The following is a 20,281-nucleotide window of genomic DNA, read 5'->3' as shown; positions in this document are numbered from 1 at the left end:
CCGGCGAAACGGTGCGCGCCACCCTCGCAGGCGTGTCCTCTCAAAAGAGCGTCCTCCGTTTCAGACGTAAGCCAAGCTTGAACTTGGGCCGGCCGGCCTTGCGGGAGGTGCGAGGTGGTCGGGCTCGGCGCGCGCCAACCAAACTCATCGACGGAGAGATCATCCACTTTGATTGCCGCGCAAGGTAGCGCCAAATTTTGCGCACTATGCGGATGTTGGGAGCGCTCACTGGAAGGCCCATTTCGACCCATTCTATAGATGGGATATTCATGGTTTGCTCGCTTGATGACCGCGAGGGTAGAGGCCAGTCTCAAGGGCATTTGTTCATGGCTCGCGCGCATCACGGCATTATCCGGGCTGCCTTTGCAAATCCGTTCGATGACCGTCCCTTCCGCGCGTATGCCAAAGTGGGCGGCTTGTACGCGATCTTGATCGCCGCCAATATAGGCGCATGGGCCTGGGCGTTCGCTGCTTTCTCGGAACGGCCGGCTCTCCTCGGCACGGCGCTGCTAGCCTATGTCTTCGGATTGCGGCATGCCTTCGACGCCGACCACATAGCGGCCATCGACAACGTCGTCCGCAAGCTCATTCAGGATGGCAAAGAACCGTATTCCGTCGGCTTTTTCTTCTCTCTTGGCCATTCGACAATTGTCATTCTCGCCACCATCTTCGTCGCTTTTACCGCCGCGGCGCTGCAAAGCGGCTTCGAACAGTTTCACACCATCGGTGGTGTCATCGGCACCTCGGTTTCAGCAGTTTTCTTGCTGATCATCGGCATAATCAACCTCTTCATCCTGAAGAACGTCTGGGGTGCATTCACGCGCGCTAAGCGCGGAGAGAAGATCGTTGACGAAGATCTCGATACGCTGCTCGAAGGGCAGGGCATTCTCGCGCGAATCTTCCGGCCATTGTTTCGCGTCGTTTCGCATTCCTGGCAAATGTATCCAATCGGATTTCTGTTTGGCTTGGGCTTCGACACGGCGACTGAAATCGGCTTGCTCGCCATATCCGGAGCTCAGGCCATGCAAGGGATGTCCATTTGGACGATCCTCGTGTTCCCTGCACTCTTCACCGCGGGCATGTCGCTAATGGACGCAACCGACAGCGTTCTGATGACGAGGGCTTACGGTTGGGCATTCGTCAAACCGATGCGCAAGCTTTGGTACAATCTGACGATCACAGCGGCTTCCGTTGTCGTCGCAATCTTCATCGGCGGAATAGAGGCGATTGGATTGATCGGTGAGAAGTTGGGCTTTGATCAGGGCCTATGGCGCATCGCTGGAGATCTGACTGAAAATCTCACCAGCTTCGGCTTTGTCGTTGTCGGCATATTCGTTGCGAGCTGGATCATCTCCACCTTTGTGTATCGCATGATGGGATACGACGAACTGGATTCGCAGGTGGGAGAGAGTGTTTCTGCGGCTGGCGGCCACCCCTCCGGCAGTCGACGCGCGCACGATGAGTGAGTTTGGCCGAACCGTTCACTTTGGGCCGTCAGTAACGGCAGCCTAACGAAGCCGTTTGAATTAGGCGGAAGACAAAAAAATATTACGAACGCCAGAAACGCTGGCCTGCCTGGAATGTTGTGAGATCAGCGCGCTCCCATTGAGCTTCGGTGTCCGCACTTCGTCTGCTGCTTCTCTTACGCAAGACATTTTGGAAATTCCATAAGCACACTTCATTTGATGCAAAGGCGATTTTGATTTTCCGCAGAGCCGATGCCTTGGTGAGCTTCCTCATTTGAGACGGGAAAGCAGAAGTCAAAATCGGACTGGAGGCTTCCAACATGCACTTCACGCCCCGAGAGTTCGACAAGCTCGTCATTCACATGGTTGCGGAGATTGCTCTGAAGCGCAAAGCGAAGGGCCTGAAGTTGAATCACCCGGAGGCCGTCGCCGTGCTTTGCTCCTGGGTCCTCGAAGGCGCCCGCGAAGGCAAAACCGTCGAAGAGATCATGGACAATGCGCGCACCGTCCTGAAAGCCGATGACGTCATGGAGGGCGTGCCCGGGCTTCTTCCGTTCATCCAGGTCGAGGCGACGTTCACGGACGGCAGCCGGCTCGTCAGTTTGCATCGTCCCATCACTTGAATTGCGGCCCACCTAAATTGTAGCCGGCAAAAATAGGCACGGGCGCCCATCGCGCAATCAGCACCTCGCGTTCGCTTCGCATTTCCAAGTTCGCCTAGGAGGCAGCAGTGGCCAAAACCCCGAGTAAACAGCAGACGCCGGGTCATCTCCCGCCAGAACAAACGCAGGTCACTCGCAAATCTGTTCTCCCTCTCGGGGGCTATGTCCTCGCAAGCGACCCCATCACGATTAATGACAATCGGCCTCGGACGAAATTGAAGGTTCGCAATACGGGTGACCGCCCGATTCAAGTTGGCTCGCACTTCCACTTTTTTGAGACCAACCGCTATCTCGAGTTTGACCGTCCCGCTGCCTTCGGTCTGCGTCTCGACATCCCCGCGAACACCGCGATCCGCTTTGAAGCTGGCGATGAAAAGGAAGTCACCCTCGTCCCCTTTGCAGGCAAGCAGTTTGCCTATGGCTTCAACAATCTTGTCGACGGCTGGACCGGCGATGGCCCGAACCCGGACTACCGGCCGAACAAGGATGAAGCAGTCAGAAAAGCCCATGAGCTCGGCTTCAAATTCGAAGGCGAGAAAGGGTCCGACAAGCCGGACAAATCGGACAAGCCCGACAAGACGCGCAAATAGAATCTTCTCGTCGCGCAAGTCTCTGCGACAGGCATCGCTCACGCCATTCAGGTGGACAAATGACGCAAATATCCCGCCAGCAATACGCTGATCTTTACGGTCCAACGGTCGGCGATAAGATCCGCCTCGCCAATTCGGATCTCTTCGTCGAGATCGAGCAGGATCTGCGAGTCTACGGTGACGAGATCCAGTATGGCGGCGGCAAAACCCTGCGCGATGGCATGGGATCGAATAACTTCCTGACGCAGGAAGCCGGATGTCTCGACCTCGTCATTACGAATGTCACCATCATCGATGCCATGCTCGGCGTGGTGAAAGCCGACGTTGGAATACGTGACGGCCACATCGCAGGCATCGGCAAGGCTGGCAATCCCTCGACGATGCAGGGCGTCTCACCGGGACTTGTCACCGGAACGGCGACGGATGCCATATCCGGAGAACACCTCATCCTCACGGCAGGAGGCATTGACACCCACGTCCATTATATTTCGCCGCAGCAAGTCTATGCCGCGCTATCGAACGGCATCACGACCTTGTGGGGCGGCGGCATCGGTCCGACCGACGGAACGAACGGCGTCACCACCACCAACGGTCCGAGAAATCTCGAGATGATGCTGCGCGCCATCGAGAACTTGCCGATCAATTTCGGACTGAGCGGCAAGGGCAATTGCTCAGGCAAGGACCCCCTCATCGAGCAGCTCCTGGGCGGCGCGGCCGCGTTCAAAGTCCACGAAGACTATGGCTCGACGCCGTCTGCAATTCGCGCGTGCCTGGAAGTTGCCGACGACTACGACGTGCCTGTCGCAGTGCACACGGATACGCTCAACGAGTCCGGCTACGTCGAAGACAGCATCGCCGCTTTCAACGGCCGCACGATCCACACCTACCATAGTGAGGGCGCCGGTGGTGGGCATGCGCCCGATCTGCTGAAGGTGGTCGGCCAAAGCAACGTTCTGCCGAGTTCGACAAACCCGACGCTTCCATGCGGCGTCAACTCGGTCGCCGAACTCTTCGACATGATCATGGTCTGTCACAACCTGAACCCTAAGATTCCATCCGACGTATCCTTCGCGGAAAGCCGTGTCCGGGCGGAGACGATCGCCGCCGAGAGCGTCCTTCACGACTTGGGCGCGATCTCCATGATCGGCAGCGACTCCCAGGCGATGGGCCGCATCGGCGAGTCTTTCCTGCGCAGTTTCCAGACGGCCGATGCAATGAAGAAGGCGCGTGGCAAGCTGCCTGAAGATTCCGCTGACAACGATAACTTTCGTGTGCTCCGCTACATCGCGAAGGTCACGATCAACCCCGCTTTGACGAACGGCCTTGCGAGCGTGATCGGTTCTGTCGAAACCGGAAAGATCGCTGATCTTGTTCTATGGGAGCCGGCCTTCTTCGCCGCCAAGCCGAAGCTCGTCCTGAAAGGTGGCTTCGTCGCTTGGGCCAACATGGGCGATCCCAACGCCTCGTTGCCAACGCCCCAGCCGTGCTACTACCGGCCAATGTTCGGCGCGTCCGGCACCGCGGTTCAAGAAACGTGCATCACGTTCGTTTCCCGCGCCGCATATGACCAAGACATCGCGAAAAAATACGATCTGAGACGTCATATCATACCTGTCGAAGGCACGCGCGTGCTCGGAAAAAGGCACATGGTGCGCAACAGTTATCTGCCCAACATCTGGGTCAATCCCCAAACCTTCGCAGTGATGATCGACGACGAACATATAACCGTCGAACCACCGCGGACGATCGCGTTCAACCAGACATATTTTTTCTCCTGAGCGGTAATGCCCGCCGGAGCGGAGAAGATCATGATCATTATCGAAAGCACCATCGGCAATGCGAGCGAACCCGATTGGGCTGCCCGCTTGCGAAATGCAGCGATCGACTGGCTCGTGCTCGACCAGTGGGAAGCGCAGAAGAGCCGGCTGCGGAAAGCAACTGAAAACCACGTGGAACTCGCGCTCTCGCTCGATCGCAATACGCATCTCCATGACGGCGACATCCTCCTCTGGAACGAGCAGGATCAGCGAGCGGTGATCGCGCGCATCAATCTAAAGGACGTCATGGTGGTCGACCTGACCGCCGTAATGGAAGAGCCGCTTGAACTAGTGGCGCGCACGATGTTTGAGCTCGGGCACGCGCTCGGCAATCAGCACTGGCCCGCCGTCGTGAAAGGCACACGCGTTTTCGTGCCCCTCACTGTCGATCGCAAGGTCATGGCATCGGTAATGAAGACACATGCGCTTCCGGGCATCAGCTACGCGTTCATGCCGGGCTCTGAAGTTATTCCCTACATGGCGCCCCACGAATCCCGCCGGCTCTTCGGAGGCGCGAGCGAGGCCAGCCACTCACATGGCCACGAGCACCAACACGAACATGAGCATGAGCACGAGCATGAGGTAGGTCACCATGACGGCCATGACCATCATCGCGAGCAACGACACGTCCACAATCACTGATTTGACGGATTCGTATCGGCGCTTGCCGGAAGTTCTGCATCTGCTTCAGTTCGGAGATTCCGCGCTCCCCGTAGGCGCCTTCTCCTTCTCGAACGGCCTTGAGTCGGCCATTCAGCAGAACATCGTCTGCGACGCCGAAAGCCTGCGTGAGTTCGTCCTCACGGTCATGCATCAATCGGCGACATCCGATGGCGTTGCTTTGCTCTGCGCGCATCGTGCCGCCAAGAAGAAGGACCGGGACGCGCTGATTGAGATCGATCGCGCAACCTTCGAACGCAAGCTCAACGAAGAGACGCGTCTCATGACGGTGCGCATGGGCCGCAAGCTGACGGAGCTTGCGGATGCCATCATGATGGATGGCGTCAATCATGCGTGGATGAGCCTCATTAAGCGGGGGCAGACACCCGGCACGCATCCCGTCAGCTTGGCGATCGCACTTGCCGCCGTTGGCGTCGACGCCCGAGATGCATTCGGCGTCCAGCAATACGGCATCGCGACGACCATCTTGGGCGCAGCCCTACGGCTGATGCGCCTCTCGTTCGTCGATACGCAGAAGATTCTTCTCGATGCGACCGGCACGGTGGCGCCGGCGTACGAAGAAGTCGCAAGCGCCGAGCTGAACGACATGGCCAGCTTCCTGCCCATGGTGGACATCCTCGCTGCCGTCCACGTGAAGGGCCACGTGCGCATGTTCATGAATTAATGGAGCAGGAGAGATGAAGAAAATCCCCCGCATCGGCATCGGCGGCCCTGTCGGCTCCGGCAAAACCGCAATCATCGAAGCGATCACGCCAGCCCTGGTCGAATTGGGAAGCCGCGTGCTCGTCATCACCAATGATGTCGTCACCACGGAGGACGCCAAGCACGTTCAGCGGACGCTGCGCGGCGTTCTGCTGGAAGAGCGCATCATCGGCGTCGAAACCGGAGGATGCCCGCATACGGCCGTACGCGAAGATCCCAGCATGAACATCGCTGCCGTCGAAGAGATGGAAGCCAAGTTCCCCGATTCCGATATCGTGCTGATCGAGAGCGGCGGCGATAACCTCACCCTTACGTTCAGTCCTGCCCTTGTCGACTTCTTCATCTACGTGATCGACGTCGCGGCCGGCGACAAGATCCCACGCAAGAATGGCCCCGGCATCGCCCATTCCGACATTCTCATCATCAACAAGACCGATCTGGCGCCGCACGTCGGCGCGAGCTTGCAGGTCATGGAGGATGACTCGCGCATGATGCGCGGAACGAAGCCGTTCGTCTTTACGAACTGCAAGACGAATGAAGGCATTCCCGGCCTCGTCGAATTGATCCGCGAAAATGTTCTATTCGACATGAACGATCAGAAGCAGCTCGCTTGATGTACGAACATGCGCGAGAGCTGGCGGATTATCAGGATGAGCCAAAGCAGCTTCGCAGCGGCTCGTTCGGCAAGACCGGGCTAGCGCGCTTAGGCTTTGAGCCGCGGCCGGACCGCACCGTATTGGCCACAATCCATCGCCGCGCCCCGCTCATCGTCCACCAAGCGCTCTATTGGGACGAGGAGATGCCGGCGCTTCCGTGCGTGTCGATTATGTCCAATTCGGGCGGCATCCTGCAGGGCGATCGCTATTTGATAGACATCGATCTTGCGCCCGGCACTGCAGCGCACGTCACCACGCAGGCAGCAACCCGCATTCATGAGATGGACGCCAACTACGCGGCGCAAACGCAGAACTTGAAGCTCGGTCCGGGGGCCTACCTGGAATACATCCTGCACCCCATCATCCCGCACAAGCATTCGCGCTTTATTCAGCGCACCGAAATCTGCATCGATCCCACGGCCACGCTGATCTATTCCGAAGTGCTGATGGCGGGACGCAAATACCATTTGAGCGAGCGGTTCCAGTACGACGTCTTTTCGTCAACCGTACATGCGGCCTATCCCGACGGCACCTCGCTCTTCACCGAGAAATTTCTGGTCGAGCCCTATCGCACGGGCGTTTCGCGCTTGGGCGCGATGGGATCGTTTGACGTATTCGGCAACGCGATCGTGCTGACGCCAAAGGCGCATGCGGACCGGTTGCTCGAGGCAATAGAGCCAGCCTTCGACAAGACAGAGCGCTTGGCAGCCGGAGCCAGCCGCCTGCCCAATGATGCGGGGATCGTCTTCAAGGTGCTCGGCATGGAATCCGCTCCAGTCAACGCGGTAATGCGTAGTTTCTGGTCGCGCGTTCGCAAAGAAGTCGTCGGCGTCCCCGCGCCTGATCGTTTCCTCTGGGCGTAAAGGTGAAGCATGAGCGACGCAGCGAGCGCTTGGGACCGAATGGCGAACCGCAGCCCCGCCGTTCTATTCATTGATGAGTGTTTGCGTGGGGCGGGTCAGGTCATTTTTCAGAACAGTCCGCTGACCGGACTGTTTTTCCTCCTCGGCATTTGGTGGGGCGCCGCCGTCGCCGGCCAGATCGAGGTGGCGGTCGGCGCGACGATAGCCACGATGATCGCGACGGCCACAGCCATCGTCCTGCGCTCGAATCAGGAATCTCTGCGCGAGGGCCTCTTCGGATTCAACGGGATACTTGTCGGCGCTGCGGTGCCGACGTTCCTGGGAAACAACTGGGCGATGTGGCTCTTGCTCATTCTGGGCGCAGCGATTGTTACCGTCGTGTTCCTCGCCGTCTCGAACGTGATGAAGACCTGGGGGCTGTCGGCAATGACGTTTCCCTTCGTACTCACGACCTGGTTTTTGATGCTCAGCGCCTATCAGTTCCAACATCTGCACATCACGACATTGGCCGCACCCGCTTTTGCCCATCAGGGCACCTTCCCGGCACTGAAGGGATCGGCCATGGATTACATCGAGGCCTTGTTCAAAGGGCCCGCTCAAGTTTTCTTGATAAATAACGCGGTGAGCGGTGTGCTGGTCGTCATAGGGCTGCTGCTCAATTCCTGGTACGCAGCCGTCTTCGCCCTCGTCGGTTCCGCCGTCGCGATCATCACGGCTATTATCTTCGGCGCGGATCCGCACTCCGTTTTCAACGGCCTTTATGGGTTCAGCCCCGTGTTGACCGCGGTGGGTCTGGGCTGCGTCTTCCTCACGCCCTCCTGGCGCGTGACGCTGTATGCGCTGCTTGGCATTGTCTTTACCGTCATCGTTCAGGCCGCGTTGGACGCCGGCCTTTCGCCCCTGGGCATTCCAACCTTCACGGGGCCTTTCAACTTCGCGACCTGGCTTTTCCTATTGCCGCGGGTCAACCTGAGGCCGGAGCCCCATACGCAGATCAGGGGTGGAATCGTGGGCGAACATCACGAGCATCCTGTGACCCAGAACCGGCCGGCGCTATGAACATCAGCTCGTTGGGTGTGATTGCGTTCTGTATCGCGCCCAGGAGGACTCAATGGATACATTAGTCCGCTCAGCTGCCGTCATCCTCGGAGCGGTCGGAGTATTTTATTATTTCCATTCGATCGTCAGGGTGATGCTGATCAACCGGCGCGAACACGACTTCGTTGAACTGTTCGCGCGCTCCACTGCAGTGTCCTTTGTCCATTGGCTCATCGGCGGCGAAAGGGATTACGGGCATATACAGCGGCTGCAGGCATGGGTGCTGCCGATCTTTCTGTTCGTCGCCGTCGTAAGCTGGTTTGTGATCGTCCAGCTCTCGTTCGCCTTCATTCTCTGGGGATTCCGGCTGGAACGGGGTTGGCCCGAAAGCTTCAGCTCCAGCGGCTCTGCTCTGAGTACGCTTGGCTACAAGACTCCGCCGATGTTGTTCGGCCAATATCTCGCGGTTTTCGAAGCCGGAATTGGCCTCGCGGTCGTCATTCTCCTGTTCACATTCGTGCCGGGCTATCAGACCGCCGTTCAAGTGCGCGAGCGGAAGGTGGGCTGGCTCTATGCGCGCACAGGCAGTCGTCCGACGACGTCAAGCCTGCTGGATGCGCTGCACCGCGCGGGCCGGTTGAAGAATGCAAATAGCGTCTGGGAGACCTGGGAACACTGGTTCCGCGGCGTCTACGAAACGCATTCCATCGTGCCGGTTCTGGCCTATGTGCCCTCTATCTATCATGGCGCGAGTTGGCTCGGCGCTTCCGCCGCTGTGCTTGATTCCGCCTCGCTGCTCGTCGCATGTCTCGATGAGAAGGATACGGAGTCTGCGCGCATTTGCCGGACGATCGGCACCATCTGCCTCAAGAGCATCGCGCAGGAACTCAATCCGAGAGACACGCCCGACGCCGTTGCAGGCCACAGCGTCGATCCCAACGTCGTTGCGAACTTCGACACGCTTTACGACGGTCTCGTCAAAATGGGTCTGCCGGTGTTGAGCGACAAGGAACAATGCCGGTCGCGATTTCTGAGCTTTCGCGGCGAGTTCGAGCCGAGCGTTCGCGTCATCGCAAATTCGACGCTTATGCCCGTCGATGAACCTTGGATTCTCCCGCACCCACGCAGCGATGTCAGCGGCAAGACGGTGCCGACCGTCTGAAGATCGAACGATCCCGATGTCACGCGCCGTCCCTGCGGGGCATGGGCACCGGCGGCTGAGGCATGTCGCTGCCGCCGAGCTTCAAGCCGATGATGACGGCGATATAGCCGAGGATGATACTTGCGAGCAGGTAGATGATCGCGGTCCAGATATCCCGCGTCTGGCCGGTGCCAAGCATCACCATCGGGCCATACACCATGCTTGAGAATGTCGACAATCCGCCCATGATGCCCGTGCCCGCAAGCGTGTTGACGTCGCCGCTCAAAATGTTGCGCTTGTACAAGGCCGTGACCCAGCCGAGCAGGAATGCCGCCACAACGTTTGCCACCAGAATGTCGAGCGGAAACCCCTCGATCTTGGGAACCGACAGCATCAGGAATTCGCGGAGCATGGCACCCATGGCGCCGCCGACGAAGACGAGAATGATGATGTTGAGCATCGTCTATCCTTGCCTAGTGCTGCAGCCGCGCCAGAGCGACGCCCAGCCAAGCTGCGGCCAAGCCAACCACGACCGAGAAAATGAGATAAAACCAAGCATAGCCGGTTCGGCCGGCATTGCTGAGTTTGGCGGCGTCGAGTTCCATGCTGCTGAAGGTGGTGTAGCCGCCAAGAAAGCCCGTCAGAACGCCCGCTTGAAGCGGCGTTCCATATCGGTCACGCCAATCGACTAGGAACAGTTCGGACAGATATCCGATGAGGAAGGCACCGGTGATGTTGACAATGAACGTACCGAGCGGAAAGCGGCTAGGATGATAATGCTGGCCGGTGACGTGCCCGGCCCACCAGCGCAGCAGAGATCCGATCCCGCCTCCGAGCCCAACCCACACCACATCTAAGGCTCTCATTTCGGAGCTCCTTCGAGCCTTGAACCGTCATTGCGTCCGGTTTGCTCCCGTGGAAGTTCCGTCGGTGCATTCGGCGAGCTTATCCAGAGCGTAGCGAAGCTGCTCCAATGCAAACGAGACGTTGGAAATGTAACTAGGCGCCGTTCCATCGAGAGCTGGCGGATCAGCCAGGGCATCTTTTGAACTCTTGCTAAGCTGAGCGCTGTCTCTCGCCGTGTGCCATGTTTCGACACCGGCAGCTGCCGATGAGGAGAACGCCACAAATGCCGTGTTCATCTCGTCTTTGGGGGGCGAGGGTTGAGCAGCCGTCAGCGAGGAGCCGAGCGCCAGCATGTAGTCGCAGATGGCATCGGCCACCGCCCGCGTCGGACCGGCCATCACATCACGGATCGAGTCCGGCCATGGCTTCCGCGCCAAGCTGAGAAGAACGAAGACGGCCGTTTGCAAATCAAGCAGCCCCAGCCTGAGACAGATCGGATCGAGGCCGGTCCTCGAAAAATGGCTGGCTTCTTCCTCGTGCACTTCCTTGCCGATCTTGGCGATGTCGCGGAAGGACGTGTCGAGTTCCTTGCTCAGCTTCGCAATTTCTGCGTCCGCCGGCTTTCCCTCCTGCTTGTCGAGCGCAAGGCTGATGAGGCGCGCAAGCAGCGCCAGTGCATGGCTAGACTCCTCGCGCATGCTGGAGTCGGATCGCGTCGGAGCGACGAGGAGCGAGACCGCTAGGCCGATCACGCAACCGACCATGATTTCGATGACGCGATGCAAGGCTGAGATCCAGGCCACGGCGTGACTGGAAGGACTGAGGATGACGATCGCTGCGGTGATAGGCGCGACCCGGAAGCTTTGAACGCGGGACGACAGCACGCCGAGAACACCCACCGAAAGCGTAAGCGCAACCGCGGTGCCGAGCGTGGTTGATGGCGTCAGCGACGCGATGATGAAACCGACCACAGCGCCAGCAATCGTTCCGATGACGCGATCGACACTAGCTTGGACAGTGCCGCCGATGCGCGGCTGCTGAATGAGAATGATCGCCGTTACAACTGCCCAAAAGCCTTCCGCGAGCTCGAAGTATTCTGCGACCGCGTACGCCAACCCACCAGCCACCGCGAAGCGCAAACCGGCTTTCCAGGCGTCGGAGGTAGGCAAAAGCGCCTTTGGGGAAAGCATGTTTCCCTCCAAGCGGGACACGAAGCTCCCACCGGTCAATCGCGGACGTCTGGCCCCGTTCCCTCTGGATCCATGCGTGGGTGTTGATATGAATTTTTTACGTCGCGTTGACGACAAGCTCAGAAGTCGCGCGGGGAAAATCAAAAGCTAAGCGATGTTGACGGGCATCATGATTCAAATAGCCGAGCATCGCTGGACGGAGCAGCATCCCGCACGCGTATGGAATAAGGGGATTTTGTATGTTTTCTCGCGCGCTAATTTATCTGTTGTTCGTTGTGGCCGCCGTGCCGGCTCTGGCCCAACAGGATGCCGGCAATCCATCTTCGGGCACGGATCCGGCCTCGGTCTTGCCGCCACAGCTGAGGGCACTTCGAAGCTACATGGAAACCCAACCCGAGATGGATTTCCAAACCACGTTTCGCGCCTCCAGCAGTGTTCTGGATACGAAATCGCAAGGAACAGCCGATTTTCTCACCAAGCTTCCGAATCTCTTGCGGGTTTCGTTCAAAAGCAGCGGCAACACATACCAGTATGTCTCCGATGGAACGTTGCTCACAATCTATAACGCGCGCAGCAATGACTATGCGGACACCGCGGCTCGCGCCTCGGTGATCGGCAACATGACCTTCATCGCAGGCTTGATGTCGTTTCAGTCGCGCATCTTCGATTTCCTAGCGGCGCTCGATCAGGCAGTTTTGGGCGGTGGCGTGAAGATAACGGCCGCCGGCAGCGAATCCGTGAATGGCCGCCAATGCGATCGCTTTGCGGTCGTGACGCAAGTAGAGAAATGGGATGTTTGGGTTGAAAAAGCAGCGCCAAATCTGCCGTGCAAACTCGTGAGCAGTGACGTGAACGGTCCGGCCGGAACGGTACAGGTCAACGAATTCACCTGGAAGAAAGCGCCGAAAATCGACGCGGCCACGTTCAAATTTTCGGCGCCCGCAGGAAGCAAACGCGTGGATGTCGGCACACTCCTCGCAGGTCCTGATTGAAGGGGCAAAAATCGAACCAATGAGGACAGGCTCGCAAATGAAAGCCTCGCCGGGACGGGCGAGGCTTTCATCCGGAATCCGGAACGCGTCAATGGGAGTTAGTGGGACTGGGAAGGCTCGGACTGTTGGCCACCCTTGCCGCCTTTGCCTTCCTTCACTTCGATTTTCTTTGCTTCTGTGCTCGCGGGCTTCGGAATCGTTATGCGCAGCACGCCGTCCGACATCGTCGCGCTGATCTTCGAACTGTCGATGCCTGCCGGCAACTCGATCGTGCGAAGGAAATTCCCATAGGCCCGCTCGCGGACGAACACGTTCTTCTTCTCGCGATTGGCTTCGAGCTTTTTCTCCCCGCGGATTGTCAGCACATTATCTTCAAGCGAGATGTCGACGTCGCGGCGTTCCAAACCGGGCATCTCCACCGAAACATCGATTTCCTGATCACTTTCGGCCACATCGATGCTGGGCAGCAGGTTCATGGGCATCGCCGCGTGCGACGGAAGCACCCGTGCGAAGTCATCGAACAGGCGGTCGATTTCGCGGTGCAAAGGCCCAAAGAGCATGGCGCCGGAGCGAACTTCGCCGCCGCCTTGCTGCGTTGAGGGAACTAGCGGTCTCAGTTTCATGGGTGCGTTCCTTATCTAGACTTCTTGAACGGCTCCCTCGTTTTCTCCCCCATCACGGCAGCGAGGCTCCAAGGTTGGCATCGCACTTGACTGTTCGACTAGGCCGCCGGCTCGCCGTGAGCACGTCCTGTTGCGGCCTAAGTCTTTGCCAAGCGCGTTTAAGTCCGATGAAGAAAACCTAGAGATTTGTCCTGAGCCCGAACGGATCGCACCCTTGCCGATAGCGCCAGCTCTCAGCGTCAGTGTCTCCGCTGAGAGCCCGGAACACCCATCTGCATTTCGCGCGCAGGACTTTGCACGCTTCCAAAGCGCGTGCGGCCTGTCCCATTGGGAAAGCCCGACCTGTCGGAATAATTGCGTGCCGGCTGCTTCCGCGCCGAGCGCGCGGTGACCTGCCCTGCAGCAAGAAGATCGAGGGCAGTCACGCCGAGCACGGCCACCAGCGCCGCGCCCACGGTCTTCCGCTGCGGATTGTAGGTGTTGAGGGCCGACGTCAGCGCTGCGATATCCAGTGCATCGCCGCCCACGCGTGCCCACAGTCCGATCTTCTTTTCCGTCGACAGCGTCAAGACCCCGGCCGCGATCTCGCGCACGCCGAAGGCGCGAATGAGCATGCGCGCGCCAGGGGAATCGACGCCCAATGCTCGGCTGATGCGCCGCGGAGCGATGAGTTCGACAGCACCCAGGCAGATGCCAAACCACGCGAGTCCGCGCGTCAAACTATCTGCTGGCCCGGCGCTGCTGGTGCCCGATTTGATGATCTTAGGATCGGACGGGTTCCTGGTAAGTTGGTTCAAAAGTTTCATTTCGAGATCCCTCTGACGATCGGGCTAGGGTTTGAGAACGACTTTGATGCAGCTGTCGCGCTTGTCGCGAAACACGTTGTACATTTCGGGTCCGTCCTCGAGTTTGGCCGTGTGTGTGATGACGAATGAGGGGTCTATTTCGCCATCCGCAATCCGGCGCACGAGATCGTCCGTCCAGCGGTTGACATCCGTCTGCCCCATCTTGAACGTCAGCCCCTTGTTCATGGCGATCCCCATCGGGAACTTGTCGATGAGGCCGCTGTAGACGCCCGGTATGGAAATAACGCCCGCCGGCCGGCAGACGTAGATCATCTCGCGCAGCACGTGGGGCCGGTCGTTCTCCATCATCATCATCTGCTTGGCGCGATCGTAGATCGTGTCGGGTTGCGAGAACGAGACGTGGCTTTCCATGCCGGTCGCATCGATGCACTTGTCGGGCCCAACGCCATGCGTGAGGTCGTTGAGCCGCTCCACGACGCTTTCCTCTTTGAAGTTGATGGTCGTGGCGCCGCACGCTTCAGCCATGCTGAGGCGCTCGGGAAGATAGTCGATCGCGATGACCTGCTTGGCGCCGAGAAGCATCGCGCTGCGAATGGCCATCTGGCCCACGGGGCCGCATCCCCAGATCGCAACCGTGTCCGTATCCTGGATGTCGCACTGCTTGGCGGCCTGCCATCCCGTCGGGAAGATATCGCCGAGGAACAGAACCTGCTCATCGGTGAGGCCATCTGGAACCTTGATGTGCGTGGTGTCCGCAAACGGCACGCGCAGGTATTCCGCTTGCCCGCCGGGATAGCCGCCCGTCAGGTGACTATATCCGAAGAGGCCAGCGGTCGTATGCCCGAACACCTTGTCGGCGAGATCCTTGTTGCGATTGGATCGCTGACACACGGAGTAGTGACCGGCTTTGCACTGATCGCATTCACCACAAAAGATGGTAAAGGGAACGACGATCCGGTCGCCCTTCTTCAAGTTTCCGTTTACGCCCGAACCCACTTCCACGACCTCGCCCATCATCTCGTGGCCCATGATATCGCCGGGCAACATCGCGGGGATAAAATTATGGAAGAGATGCAGGTCCGAGCCGCAAATGGCGCAACTCGTTACCTTAATGATCGCATCTCGCGGATGCTCAATCTCTGGATCGGAAACCTGATCGCATCGGATGTCCTCTTTCCCATGCCAGACCAGTGCTTTCATGCATTTTCTCCTTAACAGAATTGGGCTCCGGCAAGAGAACCGGATCTCGGCAACATTGTTCCAGCGTGAGATGAACGGGAGCGGTGTCACCGTCTTCGTTGGGCCAGGCTCGCCTTAGGCCGGCTTGAAGTGGAATTTCGTTTGCTCGATCGCCTCGTCTTGCTCGAGCGCGCTTCCGCCATCAGACGCATGGCTTCTTCACGCTCTCCCGTTCGTTTGCAGCAAGGCAGGAAGTTGCGGGCTTTGGCGCCCTCGCGAAGCAATCGCGGCGCACACGGCAAAAATAAAATGGCGAGATGGCTCCCCGGATGGGCGCGTTTGGCTGTCCCGCCCGCTGACGCCTCGTTTGCCGATGCGCGGGAACGCTGGAACTCCCAGGGTTGAGCAGGTGTTACGGCTTCAGAAGAATTCGGGAGTAAAATGATGAGTGACGTAATCACCCAGTGGGGCAGCAACCTGCTTCAGGTGCTGGCATATATGGTTGGCCCGGTCGTTTTGGGCGTCATGATTATCTATGGGATCTCGCGAACGTGGAAGAGCCGGAGCCCTGTCGCGGACGCACAGGACGACGCCACCCGCGATCTCTACGCTGAGGCCGACGAGGAGCGTGAGGCCAAGGAGAAGAGGAAGCAGAAATCCTCCAACCCCATCGACGTCATCGAACGGAAATCGGGAACCACGGGCTGATCGGAATTTTTCGCTACCAGCCGGTAGCGAGCGAATGCTCTAGCTCGAGTTCGCCACGCAGATTGGCGACGTCGCGGGCTACTGTGGCGATCGCGGCCATCCTGCCATCCTGAAAGTACGTGACTTGGCAATCGCGCGCAGCCGGATCGCCAGACACTTCGCTTCTGGTCCAGCGGTCCGCGAATCCAACGTACCGGATCGACACGTCATAGTGCTGGCTCCAGAAGAACGGCACGGCGTCGAACTTCTCGTTTTGCCCGAGAATGTTTCGCGCTGCAGTCTGGCCCTGCCGCTCGGCGACGACCCAATGTTCGACGCGAATGGAATTGCCCGTGTGCGGGTCGGGCCAGCGGGCAATGTCTCCCGCCGCAAAGATGCCGGGGCTGCTTGTCTGCAAATACGTGTCGACGACAATGCCATTGTCGACGGTGAGGCCGGCCTGAGTAGCGAGTGCAGTGTCCGGCCGCACGCCGACGCCAGCGACGATAAGATCGGCGGAGATCCGCTCGCCGTTCTGAAGCGCGACGCCATTGTCGTCGATTGAGGCGGCGCTCGATCCGAGGTGAAAGCGCACGCCATAGTCCTCATGGATGGACCTGATCATGTCGCCGAGTTCAGGACCGAGGATGCGCTCCAACGGCCGCTTTTGCGGGCCGATCACATGAACCTCGAGTCCGCGTTCCCTCAGCGACGCCGCTGTTTCGAGCCCTATGAAGCTGGCGCCGATGATGGCGACGCGTTTCGCGCCCTTGGCCTTGTCGATCAGGGAAACGCTGTCGTCGAATGTGCGAAGGTAGTGCACGTTCGGGAGATGAGCCCCGGGAAAATCGAGGTGCACCGGCGACGCTCCGGTTGCCAGCAGCAAGGCATCGTATTCAAAACGTGATCCATCGGCCAGCGTCACGCATCGCGCTGCGGGGTCGATCGAGGCGCCTCGCGCACCGAGGCGAACGTCAATCCGCTTCTTTTCATAAAAGTCAGCCGAACGCAGCGGTATCCAATCTTGAGGCGCGGTGCCGGCCAGAAAATCCTTCGAAAGATTGGGCCTGTCGTAGGGCAGGGCATCGTCCGCACTCAGCATGGTGATGCGGCCGTCGTATCCCTGCCGCCTCAGCATCTCGGCGGCTGCATTTCCCGCGGCCCCACCGCCGACGATGACGACGGAACGCACCGTCGCGCCGTTCGGCGCACGGCTGCGGTCCACCTTCATCTTCTCGCGGACGAAGAGCTTGCCGCCCTCATGTTCGACACGCCAGCAAGCGACTGGATTGAGAGCAGGGGCGCGGATCGCCTCGCCCGTGCGCAGGTTGAAGGCAGCGTGATGGAGCGGGCAGCGAACCGTATCGCCGACTTGAAGCCCGTCGGCCAGGCAGCCCTGGTAATGCGTGCAAATCGCACCAATTGCGAAGACTTCATCGCCGTACCGCGTCACCAGCACGGCATCGTCGCCCACGTGGCCGAGCACCATGCCATTGGAGATCGCCGAGGCATCGATCCCTTGTGTCAGGTCGGGACCCTTCGCTTGCGACGTCTCAGACATTTGCTAACCTCGGTGTTTATGCCGCCCGCAGCCAGTCCTCGATAATGAGCTTGTACATCTCGCATGCCGCTTCGATCCTGTCGAGACGGCAGCTTTCATCTGTCTGATGAGCAAGTGAAGGTTCGCCCGGGCCGAGAAGGAGAGTTGGTGGGAGGTTGAAGGCTTCCCGCAGGATCGGCCCATCCGTAAAGAACGTTGCAGCGCTCGGCTTCTGAATTTCGCCCGTCACCGATTGTACGAGCTGCTCGACGCGCTTCACCCAGGGATCGCCCGTATCGGTTGCCAGGCTCGGCACGCTGAGCTGCAACGCGATCTCGATGTCCGGGCCCACGGCGCTGGCAATCTGTTTCAGAATGCGATCGGTGCTTCCTGGCCAGACCGTCCTGAGATCAAGCATGAGGCTTGCAGTATCGGGAACCGAATTGACGTTCTGTCCGCCCGTGATCGTGCCGACATTGAGGCTCGGCAAACCCAGAAGCGGATGCAGATCCTCCGAGAACTTGAAAGCGCGGAGGGCGCTCACGGCATCGGCAAGTTTATAAATTGCGTTGACGCCAAGATCCGGCCTTGAGCCATGCGCGGTCTTGCCTTTGGCACTGAGCTGCGCCCACACGGCGCCCTTGTGACCATGCACCACGCCGTTTGCAGTCGGCTCCGCAACGACGAACGCACCGATTTTCCCATATTTAGCGCGGTCCGCAGCAATGGCTGCGGCGCCTTGACAACCGGTCTCTTCCGAAGCGCTGAGCATCAATACGATATCGGCAGGACGTTGCTTGCAGTCAGCATAGGCCTCGGCCGCGACGACGAATGCCGCAACGCCAGCCTTCATGTCCGTGGTGCCTCGACCCCAAACGCGGCCATCGTGGATGTCTCCGCCCAGCGGTGGCCACGTCCAAGCCTCAGCACCGAGCGGGACAGTATCGAGATGGCCGCTGAAGCATAGCGCCGGCTTCTGCGACGCGCCGCGCAAACGGGCAACGAGGTTGGGACGGCCCGGCGCAATAGAGCTGAGCTCGATCTCGAAACCGGACCTCTCGAGACGATCCGCGAGAAGCCGCGCGCATGCTTCCTCCCGTCCGGGCGGATTGACCGTGTCCACCCGTACCAGATCCTGCGTCAGCCGAACGGCCGGGTGAATTGACATAAGAGAGTTAAACCCAGCTCAGACGGTTTTGAAAATTTCGATGAGGCGGCGCTTGGTTTGCACAAACGCATCGGAAATCTTCGTTTCAGCGTCACGCGGATAGGGCAGGTCGATCTTGAACTCGTGAGCGACGCGGCCCGGCCGCGCAGCCATGATGCCGATCGTCTCCGACAGCAGGATCGCTTCCTCGATGTCATGGGTGATGAAAAGAACCGTCATGAACTCCTTGGCGCGAACGTTGAGCAGAAGCTCCTGCATCTGCTCGCGCGTCTCGGAGTCAAGCGCCCCGAACGGCTCGTCCATCAGCAGCACGGCCGGCTTGTTGGCGAGTGCGCGGGCCATGGCCACGCGCTGACGCATGCCGCCTGACAGTTCCTTCGGATAGGCATCGACGAACGCACCGAGCTTGACGAGCTCGACGTAGTGCAAGGCTGCTTCCCGGCGTTCCTTCTTGCCCATGCCGCTCATCCTGAGGCCAAACGCGACGTTCTCGACGACGCTCAGCCACGGGAACAGCGTGTAGCTTTGAAAGACCATGCCGCGGTCGGGGCCGGGGCTCCGCCGCACTACGCCATCGACAGCGACGACGCCGCTCGTGGCTTGATCGAGGCCCGCGACGATATTGAGAAGCGTGGACTTCCCGCAGCCCGAGTGGCCGATGATCGAATAAAAGCTGCCGCTCGGCACGTCGAACGAGACGCCTTTCAGTGCCTCGACGGTTTTCCCGCGCGTTGAGAAGCTCCGGCTGATGTCGCGAACCGAGAGCTTCGCGACGCTCGTCGCGGTCGCCGTATCCAATTTCGCAGCGATGTTCATCGGTGAAACGTCTCCGCCCACGGCATGGTTTTAGCTGAGATCCGCCGCATGATCTGATCGGACGCGAGGCCGAGAATGCCGATGATCGCGATGTAAAGAAAGATCGTATCGGTCTTCAGGAAGCGCTGCGCTTCCATGATCCTGAAGCCCAAGCCCTGCTGCGCGGCGATCAGCTCGGCAACGATCACGTAGGTCCAAGCCCAGCCGAGCGTGATCCGCAGATTCTCAACGAGGCCTGGCAGGCTCGCCGGAATGACGACGTTCGTCAGAACCTGCCGGCGCGATGCGCCGAGCGTGTAAGCGACATTGATGACGTCGATCGGAACGGTGCGCGCGACTGCAGCCACCAGCAACACGAGCTGGAAGTAGGTGCCGATGAAAATCATCAGGATCTTCGCGGTCTCACCGATGCCGACGTAGAGCATGATGAGCGGAATGAAGGCAGCTGCCGGCATGTAGCGGATGAAGTCCGTCATCGGCTCGAAGACGGCGTCGGCGATATGATAGGTGCCCATCAAGATGCCGACGGGAATGGCGATGATCGCGGCAAGGGCGAAGCCGGCGAACACCCGGTAGACGCTCCATCCGATATCGCCCCATAGCCGTCCATTTTCTGCAAGGACGATCGCCTGTTTGGCGACCTCGGCAGGGCTGGGCAGGAAGAGACGATCGACGTAGCCGCCGTTCGCGACCAGCCACCACGCCAGGGCCGGTAGAACGAACGTCGCCGCAGCCACGGTCCAATAAAGCGCCGCCGGAACAGGAGCGCGAATGCGGCCGATTTGGCTCAACCAAGTGGGCATTTAACCGGATGTATC

The 20,281-nt window shown here is 59.4% G+C and carries 22 protein-coding genes; 12 read left to right on the top strand and 10 right to left on the bottom strand.

Annotated features, from left to right (window positions below):
* Positions 1–326 precede the first annotated feature (326 nt).
* The 10 genes from VFG26_RS07750 to VFG26_RS07705 all read left to right on the top strand — a co-directional run bounded on the left by VFG26_RS07750 (position 327) and on the right by VFG26_RS07705 (position 9,637).
* A complete protein-coding gene (locus VFG26_RS07750; RefSeq protein ID WP_325023943.1) occupies positions 327–1,466 on the top strand; it encodes a HoxN/HupN/NixA family nickel/cobalt transporter in 1,140 nt (379 codons plus the stop codon).
* Positions 1,467–1,786: 320 nt separating this feature from the next.
* Complete coding sequence (locus VFG26_RS07745; protein ID WP_325023941.1) at positions 1,787–2,089, top strand: urease subunit gamma; 303 nt, start codon at positions 1,787–1,789, stop codon at positions 2,087–2,089.
* Positions 2,090–2,196: 107 nt separating this feature from the next.
* Positions 2,197–2,718, top strand: coding sequence for an urease subunit beta (locus VFG26_RS07740; RefSeq protein ID WP_325023939.1), 522 nt, complete (start codon positions 2,197–2,199; stop codon positions 2,716–2,718).
* Between the two features lie 59 nt (positions 2,719–2,777).
* Positions 2,778–4,496 carry an urease subunit alpha gene (locus tag VFG26_RS07735; protein ID WP_325023938.1) on the top strand — a complete coding sequence of 573 codons (1,719 nt, stop codon included), beginning with the start codon at positions 2,778–2,780 and terminating at the stop codon, positions 4,494–4,496.
* 30 nt (positions 4,497–4,526) lie between these two features.
* On the top strand, positions 4,527–5,177 hold the full coding sequence (gene ureE, locus VFG26_RS07730) for an urease accessory protein UreE (RefSeq protein WP_325023936.1): 651 nt from the start codon (positions 4,527–4,529) through the stop codon (positions 5,175–5,177).
* A complete protein-coding gene (locus tag VFG26_RS07725) occupies positions 5,137–5,880 on the top strand; it encodes an urease accessory protein UreF (protein ID WP_325024278.1) in 744 nt (247 codons plus the stop codon). The genes ureE and VFG26_RS07725 overlap by 41 nt, the downstream gene beginning before the upstream one ends.
* 13 nt (positions 5,881–5,893) lie before the next feature.
* On the top strand, positions 5,894–6,532 hold the full coding sequence (gene ureG / locus VFG26_RS07720) for an urease accessory protein UreG (RefSeq protein WP_325023934.1): 639 nt from the start codon (positions 5,894–5,896) through the stop codon (positions 6,530–6,532).
* Entirely contained in the window at positions 6,532–7,437 is a 906-nt protein-coding gene (locus VFG26_RS07715; RefSeq protein WP_325023932.1) for an urease accessory protein UreD, read from the top strand. Before ureG ends, VFG26_RS07715 begins: the two co-directional genes overlap by 1 nt.
* A gap of 9 nt (positions 7,438–7,446) precedes the next feature.
* Positions 7,447–8,496: an urea transporter gene (gene yut / locus VFG26_RS07710; RefSeq protein ID WP_325023930.1), complete on the top strand. Its 1,050-nt coding sequence runs from the start codon at positions 7,447–7,449 to the stop codon at positions 8,494–8,496.
* Positions 8,497–8,548: 52 nt separating this feature from the next.
* The gene (locus tag VFG26_RS07705; protein ID WP_325023928.1) at positions 8,549–9,637 is read left to right on the top strand and encodes a hypothetical protein; all 1,089 of its coding nucleotides are present in this window, start codon (positions 8,549–8,551) and stop codon (positions 9,635–9,637) included.
* Positions 9,638–9,656: 19 nt separating this feature from the next.
* Here the strand turns inward: VFG26_RS07705 and VFG26_RS07700 are convergent, their stop codons facing one another.
* Genes VFG26_RS07700 through VFG26_RS07690 form a run of 3 tightly spaced genes read right to left on the bottom strand, consistent with a single transcriptional unit; the run spans position 9,657 to position 11,652 of the window.
* The gene (locus VFG26_RS07700) at positions 9,657–10,076 is read right to left on the bottom strand and encodes a CrcB family protein (RefSeq protein WP_325023926.1); all 420 of its coding nucleotides are present in this window, start codon (positions 10,074–10,076) and stop codon (positions 9,657–9,659) included.
* A gap of 13 nt (positions 10,077–10,089) precedes the next feature.
* Positions 10,090–10,482, bottom strand: coding sequence for a fluoride efflux transporter CrcB (gene crcB, locus VFG26_RS07695; protein ID WP_325023924.1), 393 nt, complete (start codon positions 10,480–10,482; stop codon positions 10,090–10,092).
* A gap of 27 nt (positions 10,483–10,509) precedes the next feature.
* Positions 10,510–11,652, bottom strand: coding sequence for an FUSC family protein (locus VFG26_RS07690; protein ID WP_325023922.1), 1,143 nt, complete (start codon positions 11,650–11,652; stop codon positions 10,510–10,512).
* A 275-nt stretch (positions 11,653–11,927) separates the two neighbouring features.
* Between VFG26_RS07690 and VFG26_RS07685 the strand changes: the two genes are divergently transcribed.
* Positions 11,928–12,644, top strand: coding sequence for a DUF2092 domain-containing protein (locus VFG26_RS07685; RefSeq protein WP_325023920.1), 717 nt, complete (start codon positions 11,928–11,930; stop codon positions 12,642–12,644).
* 98 nt (positions 12,645–12,742) lie between these two features.
* On the opposite strand, the gene VFG26_RS07680 is transcribed toward VFG26_RS07685, so the two are convergent.
* The 3 genes from VFG26_RS07680 to VFG26_RS07670 all read right to left on the bottom strand — a co-directional run bounded on the left by VFG26_RS07680 (position 12,743) and on the right by VFG26_RS07670 (position 15,273).
* Positions 12,743–13,267 (bottom strand): Hsp20/alpha crystallin family protein, encoded by a 525-nt coding sequence (locus VFG26_RS07680; RefSeq protein WP_325023918.1) that lies wholly within the window; start codon positions 13,265–13,267, stop codon positions 12,743–12,745.
* A 239-nt stretch (positions 13,268–13,506) separates the two neighbouring features.
* On the bottom strand, positions 13,507–14,073 hold the full coding sequence (locus tag VFG26_RS07675) for a hypothetical protein (protein WP_325023916.1): 567 nt from the start codon (positions 14,071–14,073) through the stop codon (positions 13,507–13,509).
* A gap of 24 nt (positions 14,074–14,097) precedes the next feature.
* Entirely contained in the window at positions 14,098–15,273 is a 1,176-nt protein-coding gene (locus VFG26_RS07670; RefSeq protein ID WP_325023914.1) for a zinc-dependent alcohol dehydrogenase, read from the bottom strand.
* 423 nt (positions 15,274–15,696) lie between these two features.
* On the opposite strand from VFG26_RS07670, the gene VFG26_RS07665 reads away from it, so the two are divergent.
* Entirely contained in the window at positions 15,697–15,960 is a 264-nt protein-coding gene (locus VFG26_RS07665; protein WP_325023911.1) for a hypothetical protein, read from the top strand.
* A gap of 13 nt (positions 15,961–15,973) precedes the next feature.
* On the opposite strand, the gene VFG26_RS07660 is transcribed toward VFG26_RS07665, so the two are convergent.
* Genes VFG26_RS07660 through VFG26_RS07645 form a run of 4 tightly spaced genes read right to left on the bottom strand, consistent with a single transcriptional unit; the run spans position 15,974 to position 20,266 of the window.
* Positions 15,974–17,500, bottom strand: coding sequence for an FAD-dependent oxidoreductase (locus VFG26_RS07660; RefSeq protein WP_325023909.1), 1,527 nt, complete (start codon positions 17,498–17,500; stop codon positions 15,974–15,976).
* 16 nt (positions 17,501–17,516) lie between these two features.
* On the bottom strand, positions 17,517–18,647 hold the full coding sequence (locus tag VFG26_RS07655; RefSeq protein ID WP_325023907.1) for a M20 family metallopeptidase: 1,131 nt from the start codon (positions 18,645–18,647) through the stop codon (positions 17,517–17,519).
* 18 nt (positions 18,648–18,665) lie between these two features.
* Complete coding sequence (locus VFG26_RS07650; RefSeq protein ID WP_325023905.1) at positions 18,666–19,463, bottom strand: ABC transporter ATP-binding protein; 798 nt, start codon at positions 19,461–19,463, stop codon at positions 18,666–18,668.
* Positions 19,460–20,266 (bottom strand): ABC transporter permease, encoded by an 807-nt coding sequence (locus tag VFG26_RS07645; protein ID WP_325023902.1) that lies wholly within the window; start codon positions 20,264–20,266, stop codon positions 19,460–19,462. Before VFG26_RS07645 ends, VFG26_RS07650 begins: the two co-directional genes overlap by 4 nt.
* Positions 20,267–20,281: the final 15 nt, after the last annotated feature.

Origin of the sequence: Hyphomicrobium sp. (genome assembly GCF_035687085.1) — a bacterium.
Classification (GTDB): domain Bacteria; phylum Pseudomonadota; class Alphaproteobacteria; order Rhizobiales; family Hyphomicrobiaceae; genus Hyphomicrobium_B.
This window is presented reverse-complemented; position numbering and strand designations above follow the sequence as displayed.